General features: G+C 70.6%; 24 protein-coding genes. 9 read left to right on the plus strand and 15 right to left on the minus strand.

Going from position 1 to position 24,760, the window contains the following annotated elements:
• Nucleotides 1-13 precede the first annotated feature (13 nt).
• From OHA25_RS31240 to OHA25_RS31255, 4 genes are all read right to left on the minus strand, one after another.
• Nucleotides 14-268 (minus strand): hypothetical protein, encoded by a 255-nt coding sequence (locus tag OHA25_RS31240; RefSeq protein WP_305923548.1) that lies wholly within the window; start codon nt 266-268, stop codon nt 14-16.
• Nucleotides 269-373: 105 nt separating this feature from the next.
• Nucleotides 374-829, minus strand: a complete 456-nt coding sequence (locus OHA25_RS31245) for a hypothetical protein (protein WP_327580540.1) — start codon at nt 827-829, stop codon at nt 374-376.
• Between the two features lie 74 nt (nt 830-903).
• Nucleotides 904-1,452: a GNAT family N-acetyltransferase gene (locus OHA25_RS31250; RefSeq protein WP_327580541.1), complete on the minus strand. Its 549-nt coding sequence runs from the start codon at nt 1,450-1,452 to the stop codon at nt 904-906.
• Between the two features lie 43 nt (nt 1,453-1,495).
• The gene (locus tag OHA25_RS31255) at nt 1,496-2,203 is read right to left on the minus strand and encodes a sirohydrochlorin chelatase (RefSeq protein ID WP_327580542.1); all 708 of its coding nucleotides are present in this window, start codon (nt 2,201-2,203) and stop codon (nt 1,496-1,498) included.
• A 256-nt stretch (nt 2,204-2,459) separates the two neighbouring features.
• On the opposite strand from OHA25_RS31255, the gene OHA25_RS31260 reads away from it, so the two are divergent.
• On the plus strand, nt 2,460-3,779 hold the full coding sequence (locus OHA25_RS31260) for an MFS transporter (RefSeq protein WP_327580543.1): 1,320 nt from the start codon (nt 2,460-2,462) through the stop codon (nt 3,777-3,779).
• A gap of 91 nt (nt 3,780-3,870) precedes the next feature.
• Here OHA25_RS31260 and OHA25_RS31265 read toward each other — a convergent pair whose 3' ends face one another.
• A complete protein-coding gene (locus tag OHA25_RS31265; protein ID WP_327580544.1) occupies nt 3,871-5,205 on the minus strand; it encodes an MFS transporter in 1,335 nt (444 codons plus the stop codon).
• 94 nt (nt 5,206-5,299) lie between these two features.
• Between OHA25_RS31265 and OHA25_RS31270 the strand changes: the two genes are divergently transcribed.
• Together OHA25_RS31270 and OHA25_RS31275 are read left to right on the plus strand one after the other, a co-directional pair.
• Nucleotides 5,300-5,980 (plus strand): GntR family transcriptional regulator, encoded by a 681-nt coding sequence (locus tag OHA25_RS31270; RefSeq protein ID WP_327580545.1) that lies wholly within the window; start codon nt 5,300-5,302, stop codon nt 5,978-5,980.
• 9 nt (nt 5,981-5,989) lie between these two features.
• Complete coding sequence (locus OHA25_RS31275; RefSeq protein WP_327580546.1) at nt 5,990-6,352, plus strand: DUF2203 domain-containing protein; 363 nt, start codon at nt 5,990-5,992, stop codon at nt 6,350-6,352.
• Between the two features lie 39 nt (nt 6,353-6,391).
• On the opposite strand, the gene OHA25_RS31280 is transcribed toward OHA25_RS31275, so the two are convergent.
• On the minus strand, nt 6,392-7,093 hold the full coding sequence (locus tag OHA25_RS31280) for a hypothetical protein (protein WP_327580547.1): 702 nt from the start codon (nt 7,091-7,093) through the stop codon (nt 6,392-6,394).
• 176 nt (nt 7,094-7,269) lie between these two features.
• On the opposite strand from OHA25_RS31280, the gene OHA25_RS31285 reads away from it, so the two are divergent.
• A complete protein-coding gene (locus tag OHA25_RS31285; RefSeq protein WP_327580548.1) occupies nt 7,270-8,274 on the plus strand; it encodes a TolB family protein in 1,005 nt (334 codons plus the stop codon).
• A 5-nt stretch (nt 8,275-8,279) separates the two neighbouring features.
• Nucleotides 8,280-9,242 (plus strand): hypothetical protein, encoded by a 963-nt coding sequence (locus tag OHA25_RS31290; protein WP_327580549.1) that lies wholly within the window; start codon nt 8,280-8,282, stop codon nt 9,240-9,242.
• Between the two features lie 50 nt (nt 9,243-9,292).
• On the opposite strand, the gene OHA25_RS31295 is transcribed toward OHA25_RS31290, so the two are convergent.
• A complete protein-coding gene (locus OHA25_RS31295; protein WP_327580550.1) occupies nt 9,293-10,060 on the minus strand; it encodes a VOC family protein in 768 nt (255 codons plus the stop codon).
• Nucleotides 10,061-10,231: 171 nt separating this feature from the next.
• On the opposite strand from OHA25_RS31295, the gene OHA25_RS31300 reads away from it, so the two are divergent.
• Complete coding sequence (locus tag OHA25_RS31300) at nt 10,232-10,861, plus strand: alpha-ketoglutarate-dependent dioxygenase AlkB (RefSeq protein ID WP_305923560.1); 630 nt, start codon at nt 10,232-10,234, stop codon at nt 10,859-10,861.
• A gap of 41 nt (nt 10,862-10,902) precedes the next feature.
• On the opposite strand, the gene OHA25_RS31305 is transcribed toward OHA25_RS31300, so the two are convergent.
• The 7 genes from OHA25_RS31305 to OHA25_RS31335 all read right to left on the minus strand — a co-directional run bounded on the left by OHA25_RS31305 (nt 10,903) and on the right by OHA25_RS31335 (nt 18,328).
• Nucleotides 10,903-11,964 carry a WD40/YVTN/BNR-like repeat-containing protein gene (locus tag OHA25_RS31305; RefSeq protein ID WP_327580551.1) on the minus strand — a complete coding sequence of 354 codons (1,062 nt, stop codon included), beginning with the start codon at nt 11,962-11,964 and terminating at the stop codon, nt 10,903-10,905.
• Nucleotides 11,965-12,086: 122 nt separating this feature from the next.
• Nucleotides 12,087-12,935 (minus strand): D-alanyl-D-alanine carboxypeptidase family protein, encoded by an 849-nt coding sequence (locus tag OHA25_RS31310; RefSeq protein ID WP_327580552.1) that lies wholly within the window; start codon nt 12,933-12,935, stop codon nt 12,087-12,089.
• Nucleotides 12,936-13,101: 166 nt separating this feature from the next.
• Complete coding sequence (locus OHA25_RS31315) at nt 13,102-14,283, minus strand: glycosyltransferase family 4 protein (protein ID WP_327580553.1); 1,182 nt, start codon at nt 14,281-14,283, stop codon at nt 13,102-13,104.
• Nucleotides 14,280-15,146 carry a sulfotransferase family protein gene (locus OHA25_RS31320; RefSeq protein WP_327580554.1) on the minus strand — a complete coding sequence of 289 codons (867 nt, stop codon included), beginning with the start codon at nt 15,144-15,146 and terminating at the stop codon, nt 14,280-14,282. The genes OHA25_RS31315 and OHA25_RS31320 overlap by 4 nt, the downstream gene beginning before the upstream one ends.
• A gap of 97 nt (nt 15,147-15,243) precedes the next feature.
• Nucleotides 15,244-16,077 carry a carbohydrate ABC transporter permease gene (locus OHA25_RS31325; RefSeq protein WP_327580555.1) on the minus strand — a complete coding sequence of 278 codons (834 nt, stop codon included), beginning with the start codon at nt 16,075-16,077 and terminating at the stop codon, nt 15,244-15,246.
• A complete protein-coding gene (locus tag OHA25_RS31330) occupies nt 16,074-16,997 on the minus strand; it encodes a carbohydrate ABC transporter permease (RefSeq protein WP_327580556.1) in 924 nt (307 codons plus the stop codon). Before OHA25_RS31330 ends, OHA25_RS31325 begins: the two co-directional genes overlap by 4 nt.
• A complete protein-coding gene (locus tag OHA25_RS31335) occupies nt 16,997-18,328 on the minus strand; it encodes an extracellular solute-binding protein (RefSeq protein ID WP_327580557.1) in 1,332 nt (443 codons plus the stop codon). The genes OHA25_RS31330 and OHA25_RS31335 overlap by 1 nt, the downstream gene beginning before the upstream one ends.
• Before the next feature lie 166 nt (nt 18,329-18,494).
• Between OHA25_RS31335 and arfA the strand changes: the two genes are divergently transcribed.
• A complete protein-coding gene (arfA, locus tag OHA25_RS31340; protein WP_327580558.1) occupies nt 18,495-19,985 on the plus strand; it encodes an arabinosylfuranosidase ArfA in 1,491 nt (496 codons plus the stop codon).
• On the opposite strand, the gene OHA25_RS31345 is transcribed toward arfA, so the two are convergent.
• The gene (locus OHA25_RS31345; RefSeq protein ID WP_327580559.1) at nt 19,972-20,982 is read right to left on the minus strand and encodes a LacI family DNA-binding transcriptional regulator; all 1,011 of its coding nucleotides are present in this window, start codon (nt 20,980-20,982) and stop codon (nt 19,972-19,974) included. The two genes, arfA and OHA25_RS31345, sit on opposite strands and share 14 nt — an antisense overlap.
• Before the next feature lie 316 nt (nt 20,983-21,298).
• Here OHA25_RS31345 and OHA25_RS31350 point away from each other — a divergent pair, with 316 nt between their 5' ends.
• Nucleotides 21,299-21,706, plus strand: coding sequence for a hypothetical protein (locus tag OHA25_RS31350; protein ID WP_327580560.1), 408 nt, complete (start codon nt 21,299-21,301; stop codon nt 21,704-21,706).
• A 38-nt stretch (nt 21,707-21,744) separates the two neighbouring features.
• Nucleotides 21,745-24,747 carry an AfsR/SARP family transcriptional regulator gene (locus OHA25_RS31355; protein WP_327580561.1) on the plus strand — a complete coding sequence of 1,001 codons (3,003 nt, stop codon included), beginning with the start codon at nt 21,745-21,747 and terminating at the stop codon, nt 24,745-24,747.
• Nucleotides 24,748-24,760: the final 13 nt, after the last annotated feature.

Consider the following 24,760-nt stretch of genomic DNA (forward strand, 5'->3'; position numbering starts at 1 on the left):
AGGCGCCGCCGGACTAGTGGTCCATCCACTTCGAGTCCGGCATCAGCGTGGCCACGACCAGGTAGCCGAAGAAGCCGACCGCGAGCCCCACCGCGTAGGCCCCGAACACCTCGGGCACGTCGAACAACGCCGTCACCGCCCCGCCGCCCACCGCGGCCAGCACCGTGGCGAGGTCGGTCAGACCCACGGCGCCCTCCCTGCGGCGCAGCGTCCGGTATGTGATCCAGCCGATCACCAGCCCGAAGCAGATCGCGCCGAGCACCGCCATGGGAACCTCCTCGTCGTTCAGACCGCCACCAGCGGGTTTCGCGCCGTGTGCCGGGGCCCGCCGGAAGGATCTTCGTTCACCATGGCACGCGGCGAGACCTTCTGACTAGAGGTAGGACTTGGCCGCACTCACGAGTTCGGCCGTGCCGTCGGGCGTGTCGACGTAGAGGGCGGCTTCCGGGGTGCGCTCGCGGACGTCCTGGTCGCGGATCGCGAACACGGCCGGAGCCACGCCCACGTCGCCGTAGCGGCTCGCCACGGCCTCGCCGATCGCCTGCCGCACGTCCCCGACCACGTCCCTGACCGTGTGGCCGGAGCCGGAAGCGGCGAGGTAACCCAGCATCCCCGCGAATCGCAGCTCCGTCTCGGCCGCCGGCCGCTGCTCGGGGAGCACGGGCCGGTCCAGCCAGAACACCTTGCCCGTCAGGAACGCCTCGTAGCCGGCGCCCTCGTGGCCCAGCATGCGTGCCGTCCCGGCGAGCAACGCCCCGAACTCGGCCAGGTCCGCCTCAGGCGGCAGGTCCGTCGTGACGAACAGGGGCACGATCAGCGAGTCGACCATAGGCTCATCCCTCCATGAGGAGGCTCATCGTAGGGTGCCCCACCGACAATCCCCGCGCCCGCCACACCGGCCGCTCAGCGATCGATCCACTCGTCCTCGAGTGCCGAGTGCACGATCGAGTCGCGCCACCCGTGCGGCGTGTGCACGTGGTGCCGGATCCGGCCCTCCTCTACCATCCCCGCCGTCAGCATCGCCAGCTGCGCGGGCAGATTGGCCGGCGACCGGGCACCCCAGATCCGGTGCAGCCCGAGCTCCTTGAACCCGAACGACAGCAGCAGCCGCACCAGGTCCGTGCCGACTCCGCGGCCCCACACGTCGGGGTGGAGCCCGAAGCCGATCTCCGCACTGTGCGGGTGCTCGGACTCGATGCTCAGGCGGGCCACCCCGATCAGGTCGCGGCGCTCGGCGTCGACCACGGCCATCACGTAGAGCAGCCGCGGCTGCGCACAGACCGCCGCCATGGCCTCGTCCACCAGGTCCGCGACCTCGCCCAAGGTGCGCGGCGCGAACGGCATGTGCTGCGTGACGGTGGGATCGCCGTAGATGGCGTGCAGCGCGGGCACGTCGGCCTCGGTCACGTCACGGAGGCCGAGTCGATCCCTGTTCCACACCACCTGGCGCATGCGCAGACGGTAACGCGAGTTCCGTGATCTTTACAAGCCCTTGTCAAGTCGCGAGTTGACTGCCGTAAGCTCGCGCGACAAGTTCGGCGACCGCGCTGTGCGAGCCGAGCGGCTCCGCATGCCCGGCGTTGATCTCCACGGCGGCCCGCTCGACGATTCCAGGGGGCGCCTCGTGGCCGATCATGCAGGGCGCGATCGCCAGCCGCTCGGCGCCGGCCGCGCGCAGGCGCTGGGCGGCGACGCTCACGCCCGGTTCGCTGTCGAGCGCGGCGGCCACGACCGGGAGCGTGAGCCGGGAGGCCAGCAGCACCGCGGTGGCCTGCACGGCGCGCACCGCGCGCTCGCCGCCGACGGTGCCGAGGATGACGGCGTCCACGGGGCTGGAGACGTTCAGCAGGCGGACGCGGTCGGCCCGGGCCAGGCCGCGCTCGGCGAGCCGGATGTGCAGGGCCTCGGCCAGCAGCGGGTGCGGCCCGAGCGCGTCGGACACCGCGGCCCCTGAGCCGCCGGCTGCCACGGCCTTGCCGATCTCCGCCATGACGACGGGGTCTTCCCAGGTGAGCAGGGGCACGATGACCACGTCGCGGCCGGTGGGAAGGGAGTCCGCCAGGTCGGCGACGCTCGACAGCCGGACCTCGATCTGGGGGTTGTCCACGCGTACCACGGCGGCGATCTCTTCTGCCACGCCGGCGGTGTCGCCGGGGGTGGCGAGCACGAGCACAGGAGCGTCCGGCGGCAGGGACGTGGGCACGGGCCGGCGGTGGCGACCGCCGCCCGGCCGAGGGGAACGTTCACGTACAGGCAGGCTCACAGGCGGGCAGTTTATGCCCATTCGATGGGTGTTGTTCCGTGAATAGATGGCGATTCCGTCACAACCCTGACCCTGTGCTCGAGATCACATCGTGATCCCTCGGAACGTTGACTTATCCATACAAAACGGAAAGCTTGGAGCAACTAGAAACGCGTTCTAGAGCGATGTCCCACAACCGTCCCCCGGAGGATGGGTCATGAAGCCGTTCTATGTCCGCGAGCTGGGCGTTTACCCGGTCGGTCGCCGCCGGATCTTCCTGCTGGCGATCGCGGTCCTGGCGAGTCTGGTGGCCAACTTCGAGACCACGATCGCCACCATCCTGCCCCTCCTCATGGAGGACCTGGGCATGTCGCTCACCGTCTACGGGCAGATCGCCGCGCTGTCGGTGCTCGTGGGCGGGCTCTCGGCCGGTTTCGGGGGCATCCTGTCCGACCGGTGGGGGCGGGTCACGATCCTGGTGCCCACCCTGACCATCACGGCCGCCTGCAACTTCCTGCTCGCCACCGTGGACTCGGTGGCCGGCCTGTTCTGGATCCGCTGCCTGATGTTGTTCATCGAGGGCGCGGGGATCACGATCACCGCCTCGCTCGTCCGGGACTTCTCGCCGCGGCTGGGCCGGGCGCAGGCGTTCGCGTTCTGGACGTGGGGTCCCGTCGGGGCGTCGTTCCTGGCCTCGTTCATCGCGGGGTTCACGCTGCCGCTGTTCGGCAACGCGTGGCAGTCGCAGGCGATCATCATGGGCGTCGTGTCGCTGGGTATGTGCGGCGTCATCATCTGGAAGATCGCCGAGCCGTCGGCGGCGCTGCGGGCCGAGGTGCTCGAGTCCGAGATGGCCGTGCAGGCCGAGGGGCGGACCCAGCACGGCCGGGTACGTGAGCTGTTCCGGCATCCGCACCTGTGGGCCCACGTCCTCGGCAACACCGGCTGGCAGGTCCTCTACTGGACGTTCGCGATCTTCGGCCAGACCATACTGACGGGCGCGTTCGGCATGGACCCGGCGGCGGCCAACCGGGTGGTGGCGCTGGGCATCGTGCTCAACGCCGTGGCCGTGGTCATCGTGGGCCGGGTCTCGGACCGCATCCAGCTGCGCAAGCCGTTCACCGCCGTGGGCACCCTGCTGACCGTGGCGATGCTCGTGTACTTCATCACCCTGATCGGCCCGGGCGTCCCGGCGGCACAGGTGACGGTCGTGTACGCACTGCTCTACCTGTTCATGGGCGTCGCGTACGTGCCGTGGATGGCCAACTTCTCCGAGAACGCCGAGGACGTCGAATCCCGGCTGCAGGGCTCGGCCCTCGGCATCTGGGGCATGGTCGTCCGCGTCATGATCGTGGTGCTGCTCGTGGTCTCGCCGCTGGTGGTGGAGTCCGGCGGCTGGCAGACGTGGCTCGGTGTGGCGCTCGCCGGACAGGTCGTGTTCCTGGTCTCGATGGTGGCCTTCAAGGGCAGATGGCGTACGGCGCTCAGCGTGCCTGCAGCACAACCGGCCGCGGATTCCCCGGGGCCCACACCGTGATGCCCTGCGGCGGCGACCTCACGTAACCGCGCCCTTCCGCGCGGGCGGCGGTGGCAGCCGCCGCCCGCCTTCGCGGCAATCGAGTGGTGCTTCAGGCGAACGGCCCGACCTGGCCGGGGATCCCGGGGCGCGGCGCGGGCTTCGTCTCTGCGGCGAGGTCGAGGTCGCGGGTCTCCGGCGCGATGGCCAGGCCCAAGGTGGTGACGGCCAGGGCGATGACCACGTAGATCGACACCGCGACTGTGGTCTGGTACGTCTGGAACAGCTGGAGCGCGATGATCGGCGCCAGGGCGCCGCCCACGATGCCGGCCACCTGATAGCCCATGGAGGCCCCGCTGTAACGCAGCCGGGTGCTGAACAGCTCGGCGATGAACGCGGCCTGCGGCCCGTACATCGCGGCGTGCGTGATCAGCGCGGCCACGGCGGCCAGCGCGATCAGCGGGAACGACTTCGTTTCGAGCAGTGGGAAGAACGCGAACACCCACACCGCCGCGCCCACGACGCCCCCGAAGTAGACCGGCCGCCGCCCCACCCGGTCCGACAGCGCCCCGAACAGCGGGATCAGCGCCAGCTGCAGCGCCGAGCCGATGAGGACCGCGTTCAGCGCGTACGAGCGCGGAAGGTCCAGCTGGCCGGTGATGTAGACGATGATGTACGCGGTGAAGGTGTAGAACGCCACGTCCACCCCGATCCGCGCGGTGAAGGCGGACAGCAGCGCGCGCGGGTGCGTCCGCAGCACCTCCAGCAGCGGCATCTTCGCCTTGGCGCCTTGCTGCTCGACCTCGGCGAACAACGGCGACTCGGTGATCTTCAGCCGCACCCACAGGCCCACGAACACCAGCGCGCCCGACAGCAGGAACGGCACCCGCCAGCCCCACGACAGGAACGCCGTGTCCGACTGGACGAATGACAGGAGGGTGAGCAGGCCGGTGGCCAGCACGTACCCGGCCGGCACACCGACCTGCGGCCAGCTGGCGTTGAACCCGCGCCGCCGCCCGTCGCCGTGCTCCAGCGACATGATCACCGCGCCGCCCCACTCGCCGCCGAGTCCGAGTCCCTGAACGAAGCGCAGCAGCGCCAGCAGGATCGGCGCGATCACGCCCACGCTCGCGTAGCCGGGCAGCACGCCGATGAGGAACGTCGAGACGCCCATCACCAGCAGCGTCACCACCAGCACGGTCTTGCGGCCCACCCGGTCGCCGAAGTGGCCGAACACCACGCCGCCCAGCGGCCTGGCGACGAACGCCACGGCATTGGTGGTCAGCGACGCCAGCGTCGCGTTGAACGGGTCGAGCCCGGGGAAGAACAACTTGGGGAAGACCAGCGTCGCGGCCGTCGTGTAGAGGAAGAAGTCGTACCACTCCAGCGACGTGCCGATCAGGCTGGCGAGGATCACCCGCCGGGTCTGTTGCGCGGAGCTTGACATCGATTGCTCCTAAGTTGTCGAGGGGGAGATAGTTTCAACATAAGAATCGTTGAACAATTCGACAAGAGGTTTGCTCCATGATTCCCTGTTAAATGTGGATGACGTCGTCGCTGATCTCTCCCAGGACCGGCCCCGGCTGGGACGCAGCAGCACGGCCGAGCGGGTGGCCGACATCCTGCGCGACCGCATCAGCGAGGGTTTCTTCCGCCCCGGCCAGCGGCTGTCGGAGGAGGCCATCTCCGAAGGGCTCGGCGTGTCACGCAACACGCTGCGGGAGGCGTTCCGGCTGCTCGGGCACGAGCGGCTGCTCGACCACAAGCTCAACAGGGGCGTGTTCGTGTGCCTGCCGTCCGTCGAGGACGTGCTCGACCTCTACCGGGTGCGCCGCGTGCTGGAGGGCGCGGCGGTGCGCCGTCCGGCATCGCCGCGGGCGCTGACCGTGGTCAGAGAGGCCATGCGGGACGCCGAGCGGGCCGCCGCCAAGGATGACTGGCTGGGGGTCGGCACCGCCAACATCCGCTTCCATCAGGCGCTCGTGTCGCTCAACGACAGCCCGAGGATCGACGAGCTCATGCGCCAGCTGCTGGCCGAGCTGCGCCTGGTCTTCCACGTGATGGAGAACCCACGGGCCTTCCACGAGCCGTTCGTCGACCGCAACCGCACGCTGCTCGAGCTGATCGAGGCCGGCAAGCCGGAGGAGGCCGCGGCCTATCTGGACGACTATCTGGACCACGCGCAAGAGCTGCTCGTCCAAGCGTACGAGCCGAACCGCTAACGTTTCCGCATGGACCGGATCTTCACCGTCGACGAGGCCCGCTCCCTGCTGCCCGGTGTGATCGAGGACGCCCGCGTGGTGATCGCCGCCCGCGCCGACCTCGCCGAGATCACCTTCGATCGGCAGGCCAGAGGCGGCTCCGAGCTCGGCGGCATTCCCGAGATGAAGGCGCTCGAGGCCCGCATCGAGGAGATCCTCAGCGGGTGGACCGGCTTGGGGATCGAGGTCAAGGGCATCGCGCCGGTGCTGGTCGACTTCCCCGCGGTGCTCGACGAGGTGTCGGTGCGCCTGTGCTGGATCGAGGGGGAGCGGGAGCTCGCCTGGTACCACCGTACGGACCTGGGCTTCGCCGGCCGCCGTCCGCTCCCATAACCGTCGTGCCGGACGAGGACGCGCCGACGGCCCGCGGGGTCACTTCTTCGCCTGGCCGGACATGACGTCCGTCCCGGCCGGGTTCCCTTCTGAGCCACCGGCCCGTCCCGGCGGCTCCCCGGTCGGTCCAGGAGGTGTGGGCCGGGCATCGGCAGGTGTGTCAGAGGGCTTTCCGGGCGGGCTGGGCGGGGTCTTGGCAGGTGCGGTCTTGGCGGGCGTCGGGCCCCTGGCCGCCGTCGTCTTGGCCGGCGCGACCGTCTTGCCGGGCCGCGTAGCAACAGATTCGCCGGGGTGCGCAGCGGTCTTGCTCCCCCGCGCGGTCGCGCCGACCGCCACCGGCGCCCCCCGATCTGGCGTCGGTCGTACCGTGCCCGTGGGAACGCCGCCCGGCGGCGTACGCCCGCGACCGTCGGCAGGCGTCGCGCCGCTGACAGGCAGAGCGGTGGGCGCGGCGGTGTCCGGCGTGGGGAGGACCGGCGACGCCGCGGGGCGGGCGCTGAGCGCGGCCGGCGGCGGCGCCGTCGTGTACCCCTCAGGCACGGGCACGCGGTCCAGCGTGGGCGAGCTCCCGGGAATCCCCGCCAGCACGGCGGCCATGGCCAGATGGAGCAGCCCGGCGAGCACTGTGGAGATCCGCACCGCACGCGCCCGCCGCGAGCCCCGCTCACCGGGCGCGTCCTGGGACCGCCCGGGCTCCGGGGCCACGTCCAGGCCCGCGGTGGTCACGATCGGTGAGCCCATGCCGACGCCATGCCGAATCCTCCGCTCGGGAACGATCAACCTTCTGATCTAGACATGGATGAGGGCGACGGTCAAGAGGCCCGCCAGCGCGCGTCCGACGGACAGCTGTGGCCGATCCGTGACGAACCGGCCACGGCACGTGCGGGTCTAAACGGGTGAACGAAAGGATCACAGCCATGAGGCATCCCTCAGCGACCGCCGCGCTCCTGGCGGCGGCCGCCCTCGGCGGGCTGGGACTCGTACCCGGCGCCGCCCACGCGCGGACCGCGCCCCCGGTGGCCCGCGCCGCCTGGGTCAAGTCCTGCTACGACAAGAAGGAAGGCGACTCCTTCCCCTGCGGCCACTGGCGGCTGCTGTGGCGCGACGGCAAGCAGACGACCGTCCGCGACGCCGCCATCACCACGATCGACGCTGCGGGCGAGGACGTCCGTGAGTCCGGCACGTTCGCGATCAGCGGGGACGGGCGGGTGCTCGCCTACGAACGGGCCGGCGACCACCGCCTGGTCGTCCGCTCGGCCGCCGGCGGCCCGGCGACGGTGCTGCCCAAGTCGGCCGTGCCCAAGGGCGTCGGCACCGACGAGATCGGCGTCGAGCTGTCACCCGCGGGGGACAAGGTCCTGATCGACTATCTGGACGATCCCACCCGTCTGCCCACTAAGGTCATCACGGTCGCCACCGGCAAGATCACTACGTTGCCCGCCGCGGACACGATTCTCGGCTTCAGCGGCGACGGCGACGAGGTGCTGGCCACCCGCCTCCAGCGCGACAACACCACGGCCATGTACGCCTACCGCCTCGACGGCGGCGCCCCCATCACGAGCACGCCTCCCCAGGTCGTCGCGAACGCCCTCGCGCACGCGCTGGCCCCTGACGGCAAGACCGTGGCGACGTTCACGACGGGCGACACGCACACGAAGCGGCCGCCCAGGGTGCGGATCTACGACCTGGATACCGGGGATCTCTCGGCCGCCGCCGACCTGCCCGTCAGTCCCGGCGCGCTGCCGTACGGTCCGTGGTGGAGCGCGGACGGGCGGCTCAACGTGGTCGTGCAGAGCGGCGAGGACGGGCAACCGGCGGTGATACGGGTGCTCACCGTCGACCCGCACTCCCGGGAGGCCACGCAGGCCGACACGTACACGATCAGCAAGACCAGGCACGCCTACTTCGCCGCGGGGGAGTGACCCACATGAGAACCAAGATCTTCGCGACCCTCGCCGTCGCGCTCGCCGCCCTGGCGGCGGCCCCGGCGATGGCGCACGCCGATCCGCACCACGACAGCATCAGGTACGCCTCCATCAAGAGCTGCGCGGACAAGGACGAGCAGCCCCGGCCGTGCGGCGGCTGGCGGCTCGTCCTGCACGGCGGCGAGCAGATGACGCTGCGCGACGCGCAGGGGGTCGCCCTCGACGCCAAGGGCAGGCCCACCCGCGACTTCCCGGCGCCCATCGCGGTCAGCGGGAACGGGCAGCGGATCGCGTACTACACCAAGACCGGCAGGCTCGCCGTGCGGACGCTTGGCGGCGGCGTCACCCTGCTGCCCAAGGACGCGCTGCCGCGGGTCGGCCAGAACGAGGTGACGCTGGTGCTCTCCGACGACGGCGGCCGGCTGGCCGTGATCTTCAGCAACAAGCCCCGCGCCACCCTCGTCTTCGACACCGCCACCGGCGACCGGCTCGGCACCCTGCCGTCCGACCTGGGCCTGCAGGGCTTCAGCGCCGACGGCGACGAGGTCCTCGCCACCTTCGAGGACGACGAGTCCGTCACCGACCTGATCGTCTACAGCGACGCGGGCGAGCGGCTGCATCGCGCCACGCCGCCGCAGGTCGTCGCGGCGAACGGGCCGCAGGCGCTGGCCGCCGACGGGCGTACGGTGGCGAACCTCGTGCAGGGGGACAAGCCGGAGCTGGTGCTGTACGACCTGGAGTCCGACCAGGTCACCGACCGCAAGAAGATCAAGCTGCCGGCCGGCGACCTCGACATGATCGACTGGACGGGGGACACCCAGGTGACCCTCCACCTGACCCGCCACCTGTCGAACTCCACCAAGGTGACGATCGTCCAGATCGACACCCGGACCGGCGCGGCCACGATCAGGGACCGCTACACGGTGCTGAAGGACACCTTCGTGTTCGCGGCTTGCGGCGGCTGACCCACGCGCCGACCGGCTCCTCGCTCACCTGAAGCCGGCGGTCACGCCGTTCACGCCGAGCTGGTGATGACCGCGAAACGGGCGCCGTGCGGGTCGGTCAGGAACGCCATGCGCCCGACGTCCTCCACGTTCATCGACGGAGCCCGCACCGTGCCGCCGAGCTGCTGCGCCATGGCCACCGTGGCGTCGCAGTCCGGCACCTCGAAGTAAGGCAGCCAGTACGGGGTGTCGCCCGGCTCCAGCTGGGCGAGCCCGGCCATGGACGTCTCCTCGCCGCCCCCGGCGGGGGTGATCACGGGGTAGGACAGGTCGCCCATCGGCAGGTCACGGATGGCCCACCCGAAGACGGCCTGGTAGAAGGAGCGCGCGGCGGCGAGGTCGGGGACGTAGAGCTCCGCCCAGGCGAGCGAACCCGGCTCCGTGACCATCCCGAGCCCCTTGGTCTCGCCCGGCTGCCACACGGCGAACCTGGCTCCCGCCGGATCCGCGAACACCGCCATCCGGCCCTGCCCCTCGATGTCGCGCGGCGGCGCGACCACCGTGCCGCCCGCCTGCTCGATCGTCTTGGCGGCGGTGTCGGCGTCGGGGGTCCGGAAGTACGTCAGCCAGGCCGCGGCCGGGTTGTCCTCGGTGGCGTGGCTTATCCCGGCGACCGTCCTGCCGTCGACCTGGCAGAGGCGGTAGTCCCTGTGCTCAGGCCCGAGCGTGATCGTCTGCCAGCCGAACAGCCCGGTGTAGAAGGCCGCGCAACGGTCGACGTCGGGGCTGTTGACGTCGATCCAGCAGGGGGTGCCCGGCAGGTAGTGCGTGGTGAGCATGGCGTTGGTCCTTCGCGTGACGAAGCGGTGGGTGGCCTCCTCACCTCACGGCGCGGTCTGAGGGCGACGCCACTCGTGTCCGGCGTCTGCCAGCCTGGCATGGCGCGCCGGCGAAAGCGACCTTCTCCTACTGTCGAATATGTGTTTGAACCATGGCCTACACTCGGCACTATGACAGCCGCGTTCCAAGCATCTCTGCTGGGTCTGGACGAAGAGCTCGGCGTCGGGCCGCTCGGCGCCGCAGTCCGCAGGACGCAGCTCGCCCACGGCGCCTGGATCGATCTGCGGCCGGGCTGGCTGTCGGGTGCCGACACGTTGTTCGAGAGGCTCGCCGAGGTGGTGCCGTGGCGGGCCGAGCGGCGGAGGATGTACGACCGGGTGGTGGACGTGCCCCGGCTGCTGAAGTTCTACGACGAGGACGAGACCCTGCCGGACCCGGTGCTCGACGACGCCCGGCGCGCGTTGAACGCCCATTACGGCGAGGAGCTCGGGGAGCCGTTCCGCACGGCCGGGCTTTGCTTCTACCGGGACGGCCGTGACAGCGTGGCCTGGCACGGGGACACCATCGGCCGGGGAAGCACCGAGGACACGATGGTGGCGATCGTCTCGGTCGGCTGCCCCAGGCCCCTTCTGCTCCGTCCGCGCGGCGGCGGCCCCTCGATCCGGCGTGACCTCGGCCACGGGGATCTGATCGTGATGGGCGGCAGCTGCCAACGCACGTGGGAGCACGCCATCCCGAAGACGACCCGCCCCACGGGGCCGCGCATCAGCATCCAATTCCGTCCCCGCGGCGTCCGCTGACCTCCCCGCGGCACCGCGCCCGCGCAGGCTCGGCGGGCAGGCTACTGCAGAGTCAGCTTGGCGACGCGGCCCTGTTCGCCCGACGCCCAGCAAGCCCCGTCCCGCGCGCATGACACCGTGTCGAACGACCCGCCGTCGAACGTCTCCCAGCTCCGTCCGCCCGAATACGTCACATCACTGCCGGACGGCCCCACCGCGACAGCGGCGAACGGCGGGTACGGCAGCCACGTCACCCCCGAGCGGTACGCCGGGGGCGGCGCGGCGGCGGGCTGCCAGGTGGCGCCGCCGTCCCTGGTCACCGCTCCCGCGCTGGGTGACTGCTGGTCCGGCCGGAAGTCGCCGCCGACCGCGATGCCGCGGTGCCGGTCCCGGAAGGCCAGCGCGAACACGCCCCGCGCGGGGTCTCCGGCAGGGATCGGCGTGTCGGCGACCGTCCACGTACGTCCTCGATCTCCCGAGTGGAACACCCGCGCCCGCTCGGCCCCGCCGCCGGCCAGCCACACGTCCCGGCCGCCGGCCGTGACCAGGCACTGCCCGCTGGCCGCGAACCCGGCCTCGCCCGGCAGCGCCTCCGGCATGCCGTCAGAAGGCAGCACCCGCCAGCTCCGCCCGCCGTCCTCCGTGGCCAGGATCCGGAACCTGCCGTCCACGGGGTCGCTCATGGCCAGCCCGTGCCGGGGATCGAAGAACGCCAGGCAGTCGTAGAACGCCCGAGGCTCGTCGTTTCTGAACGTCTCCGTCCAGGTCTGCCCGCCGTCCTCCGTACGGTAGACCCGCGAGTCCGTCCCCTCGCCAATGGACAGCGCCACGGCCCGGCGCGCGTCGAACGCCTCGATGTCGCGGAACTGCAGGGCGGCGGTGTCGGGCGGCGACACGTTCTGCCACGTCCGGCCGCCGTCCACGGTCCTCAGCACCGTGCCACCCGAGCCGGAGGCCCAGACCACGTCGCGGCTGACGGGCGACAGGCCACGCAGGCGCGCGGTCACCCCGGTCTCCTTGAGCTCCCAGCCGAGCCGTGGCGGGCCGGCGTGGGCGGGGAACGGGGCCGCCGCCGCGAGGACGAGGGTCGCTGACAGCGCGCTCAACGCGATTCGAAGCCTCATGTCGGGCAAACTAAACGAAAAGATCAACACCGTCTATGGGCTGATGGATCCAGTTGGCTGATCTACCACGCCTCGCGTCACGCGGCCGGCCGCCCGGCGCCGGAGGGCCGGCACGCCGGGCGTCAGGCGGACTGGCGGCTCGCGCCCCAGGTCAGCAACTCCTCGGCCGTGGCGAAGCGGCGGCTGGAGTCGGACTCCCCGAGCAGCACGCCTACCAGGCGCCGCCCGTCCTGCTCACTCGCGAACGCCAGGCAGAACCCGGCCGCCCGGGTGAACCCGGTCTTCAGCCCGATCGCGTCCGGCGTCGTCCGCAGGAGCCGGTTGGTGTTGCGCCAGCTGTACGAGCGGTGCTCATCGTTGGCGTCCAGCGAGTGGTACCGGGTGCCGGCCGTCTCCTTGATCAGCGGGAGCTCCAGCGCCTTGGCAGCCAGCAGGGCCTGGTCGCGCGCGGTGGAGTAGCCGTCGCCGCCCGGCATGGGGAGGCCGTCGGCGTTGACGTACCGGGTGTCGGTCATGCCGAGCTGGCGGGCGGTCGCGTTCATCTTGGTGACGAAGCCGCCGACGCCGGGGCCGTAGGTGCGGGCCAGGGCGTGCGCGGCATCGGCTCCAGAGGGCAGCATCAGGCCGTACAGGAGCTCGTCCACCGTGAGGCGGTCGCCGGCGCGCAGGTCCGCGGTGGTGCCGCCGCCGTCCTCGGCGTAGGCGACGTCGGCGGGAGCGATCTCGACCACGTCCGTCGGCTTGGCGGTCTTCAGCACGACATAGGCCGTCATCGTCTTGGTGAGGCTGGCGATCGGCATGCGCTCGGCGCTGTTGTCCTCGAACAACACCTCGCCGGAGGAGGCGTCGAGCAGGTAGGCGGCGCGGCCGTACATCGTGGGGGCGTCGACGGCGGTGACGGGAAGGAGCGGCGACGCGCTCGCGTGTGCGGGCGCGGCGAGCCCTGTGACCAGGGCAACAATGCCTGCCAAGGCAGCCAGGATGGCGTTCCGGGTACGCATTGACCCAGACTGCACCGCCCTTGAGGGTGCTTTTGCCGATATAAGCGAAATTAAGGGATAAAACGCCCAAGAAAGCCGATAGTGTCGCGGATTCCGACGAGTAGATCTTTTGGGCAATGTCTAAAGAACCCGGGCTCTACCTGCTGCCGCTCCAGAAACTGTCCGTCACGCGCTCGCCCTGCATCAGCTCAGAGAACAAATCCTCCCACAAGGGCATCACGAGTTCCGGCGCGTACGCCCGAGACGTTTTCGCCGCCTCTTTCCCCATTCGCACCCGCAGCTGACGATCCGCGACGACTCGCTTCAGCGCCCCGGCCAGCGCGTCCACGTCCCGGGGCGGCACCAGCACCCCGTCCACGCCGTCGCTCAGCACGTCCCGCGGCCCGGTCGGGCAGTCGAACGCCACCACCGGCAGTGCGTGCGTCATGGCCTCGATCATCACCATGGGCAGCCCCTCGACCCGCGAGCTCAGCGCGTACACGGAGGCCTCGGTCAGCTCCCGTTCCAGCCGGTCGGTACGCCCGGGCAGCGCCACGTGCTCGCGCAGCCCGTACTGCTCGACGAGCCCGCTCAGCTGGCTCTTGCGCGGCCCGGTGCCGAAGATGCGCAGCCGCCAGTCCGGATGCTCGGCCACCACTTGGGCGAAGGCCGCGATGAGCAGGTCGAACCCCTTCTGCGGCACCAGCCGGCCGGCCGCGACCACGACGGGGTTGGCCTGACGGGAACGGTTCTGATCGACCCTGTGCACGGCGTTCGGGATCTGCACGATCGGCGTCGCGGGGAGCAGCCGCTGGTATTCGAGCCGGTTCGTCCCCGTCAGCACGGTGATCGCGTCGAACCGCCCGTAGTGGCGGGCGATCTCCCTGCGGATGGTGTCGGGGTAGGCCGACAGGTTCATGTGCTCCTGGGCGACCCTGATGACGCTCTTGGGGGTACGGCGGGCGGAGATCAGGTTCAGCGCCGGCCGGTTGGTGACCAGGATGCCGTCGCGCAGCTTGGCGCAGTAGTCCATGGCCGCCCATTCCACCCGCTCGGTGAAGTAGTCGGCCGCGAACTCGCCCCGTGGCACGACCTTGCCGCGCATCCGGCGCCAGGCCCTGCGCCCGATGGAGTCGGGCCGGCGCCCACCACGCTGGTCCACCAGCGTGGTGATCGTGATCCGCGGGTCCAGCGCGAACCGCGGCCTGTCGCGCCGGCGTACCACGCTGACCAGCTCCACCTCGTGTCCCGCCGCGGCCATCGCGTTCGCCTGGTTGACGATCGTGCGAATGGTGCCGCCCATGCCGTACGCGTGCAGCATGAGATAGCGGATCTTCACGAGATGTACCCCCAGGTACGGGAAATCGGCTTGAGCGCGTCCGGGATCTCGTGCTCGGCGGGCAGTTCGCGGGCGGGCTGCACGGTGCCGGATCGGATCTTGTCGCGCCAGTCGCCGAGCCCTTTCTGGATCACGCTCTGCTTGCCGTAGGAGAGCATCTCCGGCTCCCACTCCAGGCCCAGGAACGCGCAGATCTCCCGGGTGACGCGCTCCGGCTCGGCGCTGAGCTCCTCGTACTTGACGGTCAGGCCGGGCAGTGCCTTCCTGGCCCGCTGCACGGCCTTCATGTACCGCAGCGCGTCCAGTGCGGCCTCGTCGGGAGTGCGCTTGTCGGGGCTGGCCTCGTGCCAGGACGTGGCGATCGAGGCGGGGTGGCGCAGCAGGAAGATGAAGCGGGCGTCGGGCCAGCACGTCGCGATGCGCTGGTAGACGAAGGCGTTGGCGGGTGTCTTGTCCACGACGTGCCGTTTGCCGCTGCGGACCAGCTCCCGGTGCAGGACGCGGTCCCACAGCAGATGCTCCAGATCGGCCTGGTTGTGGCCGAGCGCCGCCATCGCCTTCGACGCCAGGCTCGTCTCGAAACTCACCTTCAGGCGTCGTACGTGCAACTCATGAGGAGCGTGCAGCGCCGAGTGGGCGTTCAGTATCGACCGCAGGAGCGTCGAGCCGGACCGCACGGGGGACAGGAGGAACACGGGGGCTTCGAGCAGCCGGTCGGTCAGCGGATCCGCGGGCGGTCGGACGTCGGGAACGGGAGGGGCCGACGGCTCTTTCCCGGCCCGTTCGATCTGGAATCCGGTGAACCTGACCAGCGCTTTGTTCACCTTGCGCTGCCAGTTCATGCCGAGCGAGACTACCGTCACTTCCTGGTGATTGCCTGGCAACCTGACGGTTATGGGGAGGTCGGCGGTGGCTTGACCTCACAGTGGGCGCACCGCCGCCGGCCTCAACGGATGACTATCACTGGCCGGCCAGGCCGGTGTGCGCGACGCCGCGGACGATCTGCCGCTGGAACAGCACGAACACCACGAGCAGCGGCAGCCCGGCCAGCACGACGGACGCCATGATCTGCGCGTACCGCAGGCCGAAGGTGCCCTGCACGACGTTCGCCAGCCCTACCGGCAGCGTCATCGTGTTCGGGTCGGTGGAGACCAGGAACGGCCACAGGAAGTTGTTCCACGTGGTGATGAACGTGAAGATCGACACCGCGGCCAGCACGGGCCGCGACAGTGGCAGCACGATCGTGAAGAACACCCGCCAGCGCCCCGCCCCGTCCACGAACGCGGCCTGCTCCAGCTCCGGCGGCACGTCCTGGAAGAACTTGTACAGGACGTACACGATCAGCGGCGCGGCCACCTGCGGCAGGATGATCGCCCACCAGGTGTCGACCAGCCCGAGGGCGACCATCTCCGCGAACAACGGCGCGATCAGCACCTGCGGCGGCACCATGATCCCGGCCAGGATGACCGCCAGCAGCGCCCGCTGGCCGCGGAACTGCGTCCGCGCGAACCCGTAGGCCGCCATCGCGGAGAACAACACGGTCAGGAACGTAGTGATCACCGCGGTCACGGTGGAGTTGATCGCCCACTTGACGATGCCGCCGGTGCCCAGGACCAGCTGGTAGGAGTCCAGCGTGATCGCGCTGCCGATCCACTCCAGCGGGATCTTCGTGGTCTCGGACTCGGGCTTGAGCGAGACGGCGACGGCCCAGGCGATGGGCGCCAGCCAGATGATCGCCAGCGCCAGCGCCACCACCAGCAGGATGAGCTGGCTGATGCTGAACCGCTTGGTCATGACGAGCCCTCCGCGCGCTTGCGGAACAGCCGCAGCTGTGCCAGGGAGACGATGACGATGATGGCGAACAGGATGTACGACACGGCCGAGGCGTAACCGATGCGGTAACCGGTGAAGCCCATGTCGTAGGCGTACTCGATGATCGGCCTGGTGGAGTCCTCGGGCCCGCCGCCGGTCATGAGGTAGATCTGGTCGAAGACCTTCAACGACGCGAGCAGCTGCAGCACCACGATCAGCGCGGTCGTGCGGCCGAGCAGCGGCAGCGTGATCGAGCGCATCTTGTCCCAGGCGGAGGCGCCGTCGATGGCGGCCGCCTCGTACAGGTGCTGGGGGATGGACTGCAAGGCGGCCAGGTAGAGCAGGAAGTTGAAGCCGACCGTCCACCAGACCGTGGTCAGCACCACCGAGAACATGGAGGTCGACGGGTCGGTCAGCCAGGTGAACTCGGTGCCGAGCGTGCCGTTGATCAGGCCGTAGTCGGGCGGGTAGATCATCTGCAGCCAGAGGATCGACACCACGGCCGACGGCAGCAGGAACGGCCCGAAGAACGACAGCCGCCAGAGCCACTGCACGAACCGCAGATGGTGCACCAGCAACGCGAACCCGAGACCGAGCAGCACCAGCGGGACCGTGCTCAGCACGGTGAAGACCACCGTGTTCCAGAGCGAGCGCCACATGCGCGGGTCGGCGAACGCCTCGGCGTAGTTGTCGAACCCGACGAGGGTGTCGTTGGTGCCGGCGATGTTGACGCTCGACATGCTCATCCGCAGGCCCTGCACGGTCGGCCAGACCAGGAAGGCCACGTAGATGAGCAGGAAGGGCGCGACGAACAGCAACCCGTGCTGGGTCCAGCTGCGCCGGACCTTGGCCTCGGTGGCGGCAGGGGTGGCGGCGGCGGGGGCGGCGACGGTGGTGGTCATCATCGCTCCTGGTCGGGGAAGGGGTTCGGGGCCGACAGGAGCCGGTTCAGCGAGGCCTTGGCCGCGGCCAGGCCATCTTCCGGCGTGCGTTCAGCGCTGATCACCGGGGAGAACGCCTCCCCGAACTCGATCCACATCCGCGACGCCGACCCGGTGAACCACACCTGGGGATCGAGCGCGACCTCGGTGATGACGGAGCGGTACTCCGACTGGGGCTGCAGCGCGAGGTAGTCGGGCTCCTCCAGGGCGGGCAGGTACGCGGGCACGTGCCCGGCGACCGCCCAGTCGGCGCTGTTCTTGATGAGGTAGGCGATGAAGCGGTAGGTGGCCCGCTCGACCTCGGGATCGCGGAAGCGCTGGTGCGGCAGGACGAACGCGTGGCAGTCGGCCTGCGCCGCGCCCGTGCCGAAGACGCTCGGGAAGCGGGTCATGCTGAACGGCGTCTTGCGTTCCTTGAGCCCGGTGGTCTCCCAGTCGCCGTTCCACAGGAAGGCCGACTGGCCGTTGGTGAAGCTGGCCACGGAGGCGCCGTAGTCGGTGCGCGGGTCGCACAGCCCTTCCTGGCCGAGCTGCGCCATGAGCCGCAGCGCCTGCAGCGCCTTCTGGTCGTCGATGGTGATCGTGACGCCGTCGTCCGCCAGCAGGGTGCCGCCGCTCTGCGCATAGAGCGAATACCACACCCGCCAGGGACCCACGGTGCCCAGGCCGAGCGCGTCGAAGACCAGCGGCGGCTTGCCGCCCAGCGTCTCCTTGACCTTGCGCAGCATGGCCAGCAGCTCGTCCTGGTTGCGGGTGGGCAGGAGCTTGCCGTCCGAGCCGAGCAGTCCCGCCTTGCCGCAGATGTCGGTGTTGTAGTACAGCACCATCGGGTGGGCGTCGAACGGGATCGCGTACAACACGCCGTCGAGCTGGGCGCGTTCCCAGATGGGCGGGCTGAAGTCGGCGGCGCGCAGGCCGGCCTCCTCCAGCAGTTTCACGTTGATGGGGTCGAGGATGGCGCCGGCGCCGATCCCGGCCAGCCGGGCCAGGTGGAAGGTGGCCAGGTCGGGCGACCGCCCGCCGGAACCGGCCATGGCGATCTTGGTGTAATAAGGCTCGCCCCAGGCGAGCACGTTCTCTTCGACGAAGATGTTCGGGTTGTCCTTGGCGAACGCCGAGACCATCTGGTTCATGATGATGCCGTCGCTCGCACCGAGGAAGTGCCAGTACTGGACGCGGGTCTGAGCGGAGCCGAGCCCTACCGGGATGGCGCATCCGGCGGCCGCGGCGCCGACCAGCGCCAAGCTGCCGCCGAGGAGGCTCCGGCGGGTGACTTTGGGGGGATCTTGCACGGTTGCCTCGATGTTTCGTCGGGGTTAACCGGAGTGTTAGCGGTAACAAGAAGGATGTCAAGGCTTTGATCGCAACCCGTTTTCGTGATCGCACGACCTTGACCAGCCGTGCTGATAACGCTAACAATCTGTGCGAAGTAACGCCCGCGAAACAGGAGCCACCTTCGTGCATCAGGCCCAGCTCACGATCGATCCCGCGTTCAAAGTCGCTCCGGTGCGCCGGCGTACGTTCGGCACGTTCGTCGAGCACCTCGGGCGCTGCGTCTACACCGGCATCTACGAGCCGGGGCACCCGACGGCCGACGAGGACGGCTTCCGCCGCGACGTGCTGGACCTGACCAGGGAGCTGGGAGTCTCCACGGTCCGCTACCCGGGCGGCAACTTCGTCTCCGGCTACCGGTGGGAGGACGGCATCGGGCCCAAGGACCAGCGCCCGCGCCGGCTCGACCTGGCCTGGCACAGCACCGAGACGAACGAGGTCGGCGTCGACGAGTTCGCGCGCTGGTGCCGCAAGGCCGGCGTCGAGCCGATGATGGCGATCAACCTCGGCACCCGCGGCATCGAGGCGGCGCTCGACCTGCTGGAATACTGCAACCACCCGTCCGGCACCGCGCTGTCCGACCTGCGTGCCGCCAATGGTGCCAAGGAGCCGCACGGCATCAGGATGTGGTGCCTGGGCAACGAGATGGACGGCCCCTGGCAGACCGGGCACAAGACGGCCCGCGAGTACGGCAGGCTCGCCGCCGAGACCGCCCGCGCCATGCGCATGGTGGAGCGCGACCTGGAGCTGGTGGCCTGCGGCAGCTCCAGCTCCTCCATGCCGACCTTCGGCGCCTGGGAGGCCGAGGTGCTGGAGGAGACTTACGACCTGGTGGACTACATCTCCTGCCACGCCTACTACGAGGAGAAGGACGGCGACCTCGGCAGCTTCCTGGCCTGCTCGACCAATATGGAGTACTTCATCCGCTCGGTCGTGGCCACCGCCGACCACGTCGGCGCCCGGCTCAAGTCGCGCAAGCGCATCGACGTCTCCTTCGACGAGTGGAACGTCTGGTACCTGTCGCGCTTCCAGAACGCCGAGCCCCCCGCCGACTGGCCGGTCGCGCCGCCGTTGCTGGAGGACCACTACCACCTGGCCGACGCGGTCGCGTTCGGCGGCCTGCTCATCACGCTGCTGCGCAACAGCGACCGGGTGACCGCCGCCTCGCTGGCGCAACTGGTGAACGTGATCGCGCCGATCATGACCGAGCCCGGTGGGCGGGCGTGGAAGCAGACCACGTTCCACCCGTTCGCGCAGGCGTCCAGGCTCGCGGCGGGCGATGTGCTGCGGATCGAGCCGGTGTCGCCGACGTACGAGACGGCCGAGTTCGGCGAGGTGCCGCTGCTGCACGCCGTGGCCACGCACTCCGCCGAGGGCACGACGGTGTTCGCGGTCAACCGCTCCACCGACGGGCCGCTGTCCCTGAAGATCGACGCGCGAGCCCTCGGCGGGAAGCGGATCATCGAGGCCACCACGCTGACGGACGCCGACGTCTACGCCCGCAACACGGCCGACGGCCCGGACCGCGTCACACCGAAGCCGAACGCGGACGTCGAGCACGACCCGATGCGCGTCCTGCTGCCCCCGGTCTCCTGGAACGTGATCAGGATCGGCTAGCGGTGCTCTCGCGGACGATGAGCTCCGGCTCCACCAGCCGGCGGGCGTCGGGCTCGGCGCCCGCCATCCGGTCCAGCAACATGTGGAAGGCGTGCCGGCCGACCTCCTGGAAGTCCTGCCGCACGGTCGTCAGCGGCGGCCAGAAGTAGGCGGCCTCGGGGATGTCGTCGAACCCGGCCACGCTCACGTCCTCGGGGACGCGCCGCCCCGCCTCCCGCAGCGCGCGCAGCACGCCGAGCGCCATCTGGTCGTTGGCCACGAACACGGCGGTGACCTCGGCGTTCCGGGCGAGGTCGCGGCCGAGCTGGTAGCCGGAGCGCGCACTCCAGTCGCCGCGCAGGATCTCGGGCACCGGCCGGTCGGCGGCTTCCAGCACGCCGCGCCAGCCCGCGATGCGGTCGTTGGCGTCGAGCCAGTCGGCCGGTCCCGCCACGTGCCAGACCGTCTCGTGGCCGAGGCTGAGCAGGTGCCTGGTCACGCGGGCGGCGCCGGCCCTCTGGTCCACCTTGGCGACCGGCACGGGGATGTCGTCGCCCGCGTCCACCGCGACCACCGGCATCTCGGGCGGCAGGTGGCGCAGGCCGTCGGCCGCCGACTCGTGCGGCGCCACGATGATGACGCCGTCGACCGCCTGGGCGCGCAGCCGCTGCACGCCTTCCTCCATCGACCTGCGGTTGAGCGAGCTCAGGCTGGCGATGCTGACGTTGTAGCCGGCGTGCCTGGCGGCCTGCTCGATGCAGTAGAGCGTCGAGGCGGGGCCGTAGAGCGTGGTGTCGATGCTGACCACGCCGAGCACGCCGGAGCGGCCGGTGACGAGCTGGCGGGCGGCCTGGTTGGGCCGGTAGTCGAGCTCCTTGACGGCGGCCAGCACGCGGGCCCGTGTCTCGGCCCTGACCCGTTCGGGCGCGTTGAGCACACGCGAGACGGTCATCGTGGAAACGCCGGCGAGAACGGCCACGTCCACCAGCACCGCAGGCCTGCCGTCCCTGGATTTCACCGCGGCTCACCCCCTTGGCGGTAACGCTAACAGGCCGAAGGGGCGAGCGCGCGATCATATTCGCCCGGTTTCTGCGCCCGGCGCTGGCGGTAACCGCCATCGCCCTGAGCGCGGTCGCGGTCTCCTCCACGCCGGCGTCGGCGGTGTCCCGCTCCTCCATCGTCTCCATAGCGGAGAACGAGCGCGACAACTCCTCACGCAACCACGAGTCGCCGATGGGCAGTGGCTGCAACTTCTACACCGGCTACTTCCGCCCCTGGAAGCCCGCCGACGGCTGCCCGAGCTCCGACGGCGTCCAGTGGCGCGACAGCGACTGGTGCGCCGACTTCGTGAAGTACGTGGCCAGAAGTACGGCACCTGGCACACCCGCGGCAGCGGCTACACGCCCCAGGCCGGGGACGCCGTTGTCTGCGCCCGCACCCAGAGCAACTCCTACTCCCGCTCCAACATCGACATCGTCGGCTACAGCGCCCCTGTCGGAGGGACGCGTGCCTCCTCGTACGAGGCTGACTTCGACGGCAACGGTGTCGGGGAGATCTTCACGACGGCGGACGGCGCGTTGCACGTCTGGAACGGCAAGGGCGGCAACAGCTTCGGCAACGCCATCGAGATCGGCCCGGGCTGGGCTCCGTACGTCTGGCATCTCCGAATCCAAGGACCCCGGGAGCGATCCCGGGATCCTTCTTTTTCGCGGACATACCGGCGACATACCGGCGATCTCTAGAATCGCCCCCGGGATCGGCGATGCCTTTGGGAGTACCGATGGAGATACGCCTCCTGGGTCCGATTGAGGTGTGGTGCGACGGGCGGCAGCTTGCCCTCGGGGGACGCAAGCCGCGAGCCTTGCTCGCCGCCCTGCTCCTCGACGCCGGACGGGCGGTCACCGTCGAGCGGCTGATGGAGGCGATCTGGCGGGACGACCCGCCGCAGACCGCCCGAGGCGTGCTCCACACCTACGTCGCCTCGCTGCGCAGGGCCTTCGAGAGCGCGGGCCGGCCGGGAATCATCGTCTCCCACCAGGTGGGATACACCGCCGAGATCCCTCCCGACGCCCTGGACAAGAACGTGTTCGAACGGCTCGTGAGCCAGGGACGGCGAGCCGCGCGCGAGGAGAGCCACCGCGAGGCCGGGGAGGCCTTCCGCGCGGCGCTGGCGCTGTGGCGGGGCCCGGCCCTGGGCGGGCTCGGCGACACCTACCTGAAGGCCGAGGCCGCCAGACTCGAGGAGGTACGGCTCGCCGTACTGGAGGAGCGGATCGCGGCCGATCTGGCGACGGGCGGCGGCGAGGGCCTGATCGACGAGCTGACCGAGCTGGTCGCGGCACATCCGGTCCGGGAGCGGCTGCGCCGCGACCTCATGGTCGTGCTCTACCGGGCCGGCCGCCAGGCGGACGCGCTGGCGGTCTACCAGCAGGGCCGGGTGGCGCTGATCGACGAACTGGGCATCGAGCCGGGGCCCGAGCTGCGGCAGGCGCACGAGGCCATCCTGCGGTCGGACACCGCTCTTCTCGCCGGTGCGGCGACAGCCGTACCTCCCAGGCAGTTACCCTCGTCACTGCCCGACTTCACCGCCCGCGAGGACGAGCTCGGCGCCTTGTGCGACCGGCTCACCAGGCCGGACTCCACGCCGGTCTGCGTGATCTTCGGGCCGGGCGGTGTCGGCAAGTCGGCACTCGCTCTGCGCGCCGCACACGAAGTCGCGCGCTTCTACCCCGACGGTCAGCTGCATGTCGAGCTGCGCGGCACCAGCGAGGCGCCCGCCACCCCGCTGGAAGTCCTCGGCCGGCTGCTGCGGGAGCTGGAGCCCGGCGTCCCGCCGCCCGGCACCATGGAAGAGCGCGCCGCCCGCTACCGCACGCTGCTGGCCGGCCGGCGCGAGCTGGTCGTGCTGGAGGACGCCGCGACCGAGAGCCAGGTCCGGCCGCTGCTGCCAGGCGCCCCCGGCTGCGGGGTGATCGTCACCTCTCGCAACCGGCTCACCGGCCTGGCCGGGGTCACGGTGCTCGAACTCGGCCTGCTGCCTGACCAGGATGCGTTGCACCTCCTGGGGCAGATCACCGGCGCGGAGCGGATCGCCGCCGACCCGGACGCCGCACAGCGGGTCGTCCGGCAGTGCAGCGGCCTGCCACTCGCGCTGCGCATCGCGGGATCAAGGCTGGCCTCGCGCCGCCAGTGGTCAGTGGCACGCCTGGCCGACCGCCTGGCCGACGAGCAGCGCAGGCTCGACGAACTGGCCGTCGGGGACCAGGAGGTACGAGCCACCATCGCCCTCAGCTACAACCTCCTGTCATCCGAGGCCAGGACCGCGCTGCGCCGCCTGGGCCTGCTCGGCCTGCCGTACATCCCGGTGTGGGTGGCGGCGGCCGCCGCGGAGACCGGCCTGGACGAGGCAGAGCGGGTGCTGGAGCACCTCGTCGACGCCTCCCTCGCCACCGTCGTGGAGAACCGCTACCGGCTGCACGACCTGATCCGGCTGTTCGCCCGGGAGCGCGCCTACGAGGAGGAGCCGGCGCCAGAACGCACGGCGGTGGTGCGCCGCGTGCTCGGCGGGTGGCTGTGGCTCATCGAACGGCTCGGCGAAGCCGTACCCAACGGAGTCCCCGTACACCGCACCTCCCCGGATCTCGCGCGGCCGCTGGACCCGCAGGTGCTGCACGGGGCACTCGCCGACCCGCACGCCTGGCTGCGTGGGGAGGAGGAGACGCTCATCGTCGCCGTGGAGCTGGCGGCGGCGATGGACCTCGACGACATCGCCGTCGAGCTGGCCGCCACACTGTGCTCCACGGCCCTCGAAGGCAGCCGGTACGTCTTCGACAACCCCTTCGCGGCATGGCACCGCACGCACGAGGCCGCCCTCGCCGTCGCCCGGCGCATGGACAACACCCTGGGCGAGGCGATCCTGCTCGCGGGACTCGGCCGCCTGTACTACGAGCGCGACCACTTCGCCGAGTCCCGCGACTACCTCAGCCAGGCGCTGTCGCTGTTCCGCGCCGCGCAGGACACCAGAGGCGAGGCCGCCACGCTCGCCGCCCTCGGCGCCTCCTGCCGTGAGCAGGGATACCTGCCCGAGGCCCTGCACTTCCTGGAGCGGGCGAGCCGGCTGTGGAGCGACCTCGCCGACCCGGAGGCCCTCGCGCACGTCAGGCGGCTGGCCGGCAGCGTCCACCTGGAGCGCGGCGACTACCCGGCCGCCTGGAGCGAGCTGACCTCGGCACTGTCGTTGTACCAGGACGTGGGCAGCCGCCGCGGGGAAGGACTGACCCTGCGCACCATGTCCCTCTACCACCGAGCGCGCGGCGAGCTGGCGGAGTCGCAGGAGCTGTGCGAGCGGGCGCTGGAGATCTTTCGCGAGCTGGGCGACAGGCTGATGGAGGCGTACGGCCTGTCCGCTCTGGCCAAGACCCAGGTACGGCTGCGCCAGTTCGACGCGGCGGGCCGCGCACTGGCGGAGGTCCTCCCGGTGACGCGCATGCTCAACGACCGCTGGGGCGAGGCGTGGACGCTGCGCACGCTCGGTGAGCTGGACCTGGCCGAGGGGCGGCTTTACCAGGCCAAGAGCCGCCTGGAGGAATCAATGGCGCTCTGGGGAACGCTGCGCGCCGCCCTGTCTCGCGCGCGCACCCTGCGCGACCTGGCCCAGGTGCACGAGGCACTCGGCGACGACGCCGCCGCGGCGACGGCCAGGGCGGAGGCGCTGGAGATCTTCCGGCTGCACGAGGCGCGGGAGTATCGCGAGCTCGGTGGAGAGGGATTACAGCGTTTTTGAAGCGGGCGGATGC

It is taken from the genome of Nonomuraea sp. NBC_00507 (assembly GCF_036013525.1).
In the GTDB taxonomy this organism is placed as follows: domain Bacteria; phylum Actinomycetota; class Actinomycetes; order Streptosporangiales; family Streptosporangiaceae; genus Nonomuraea.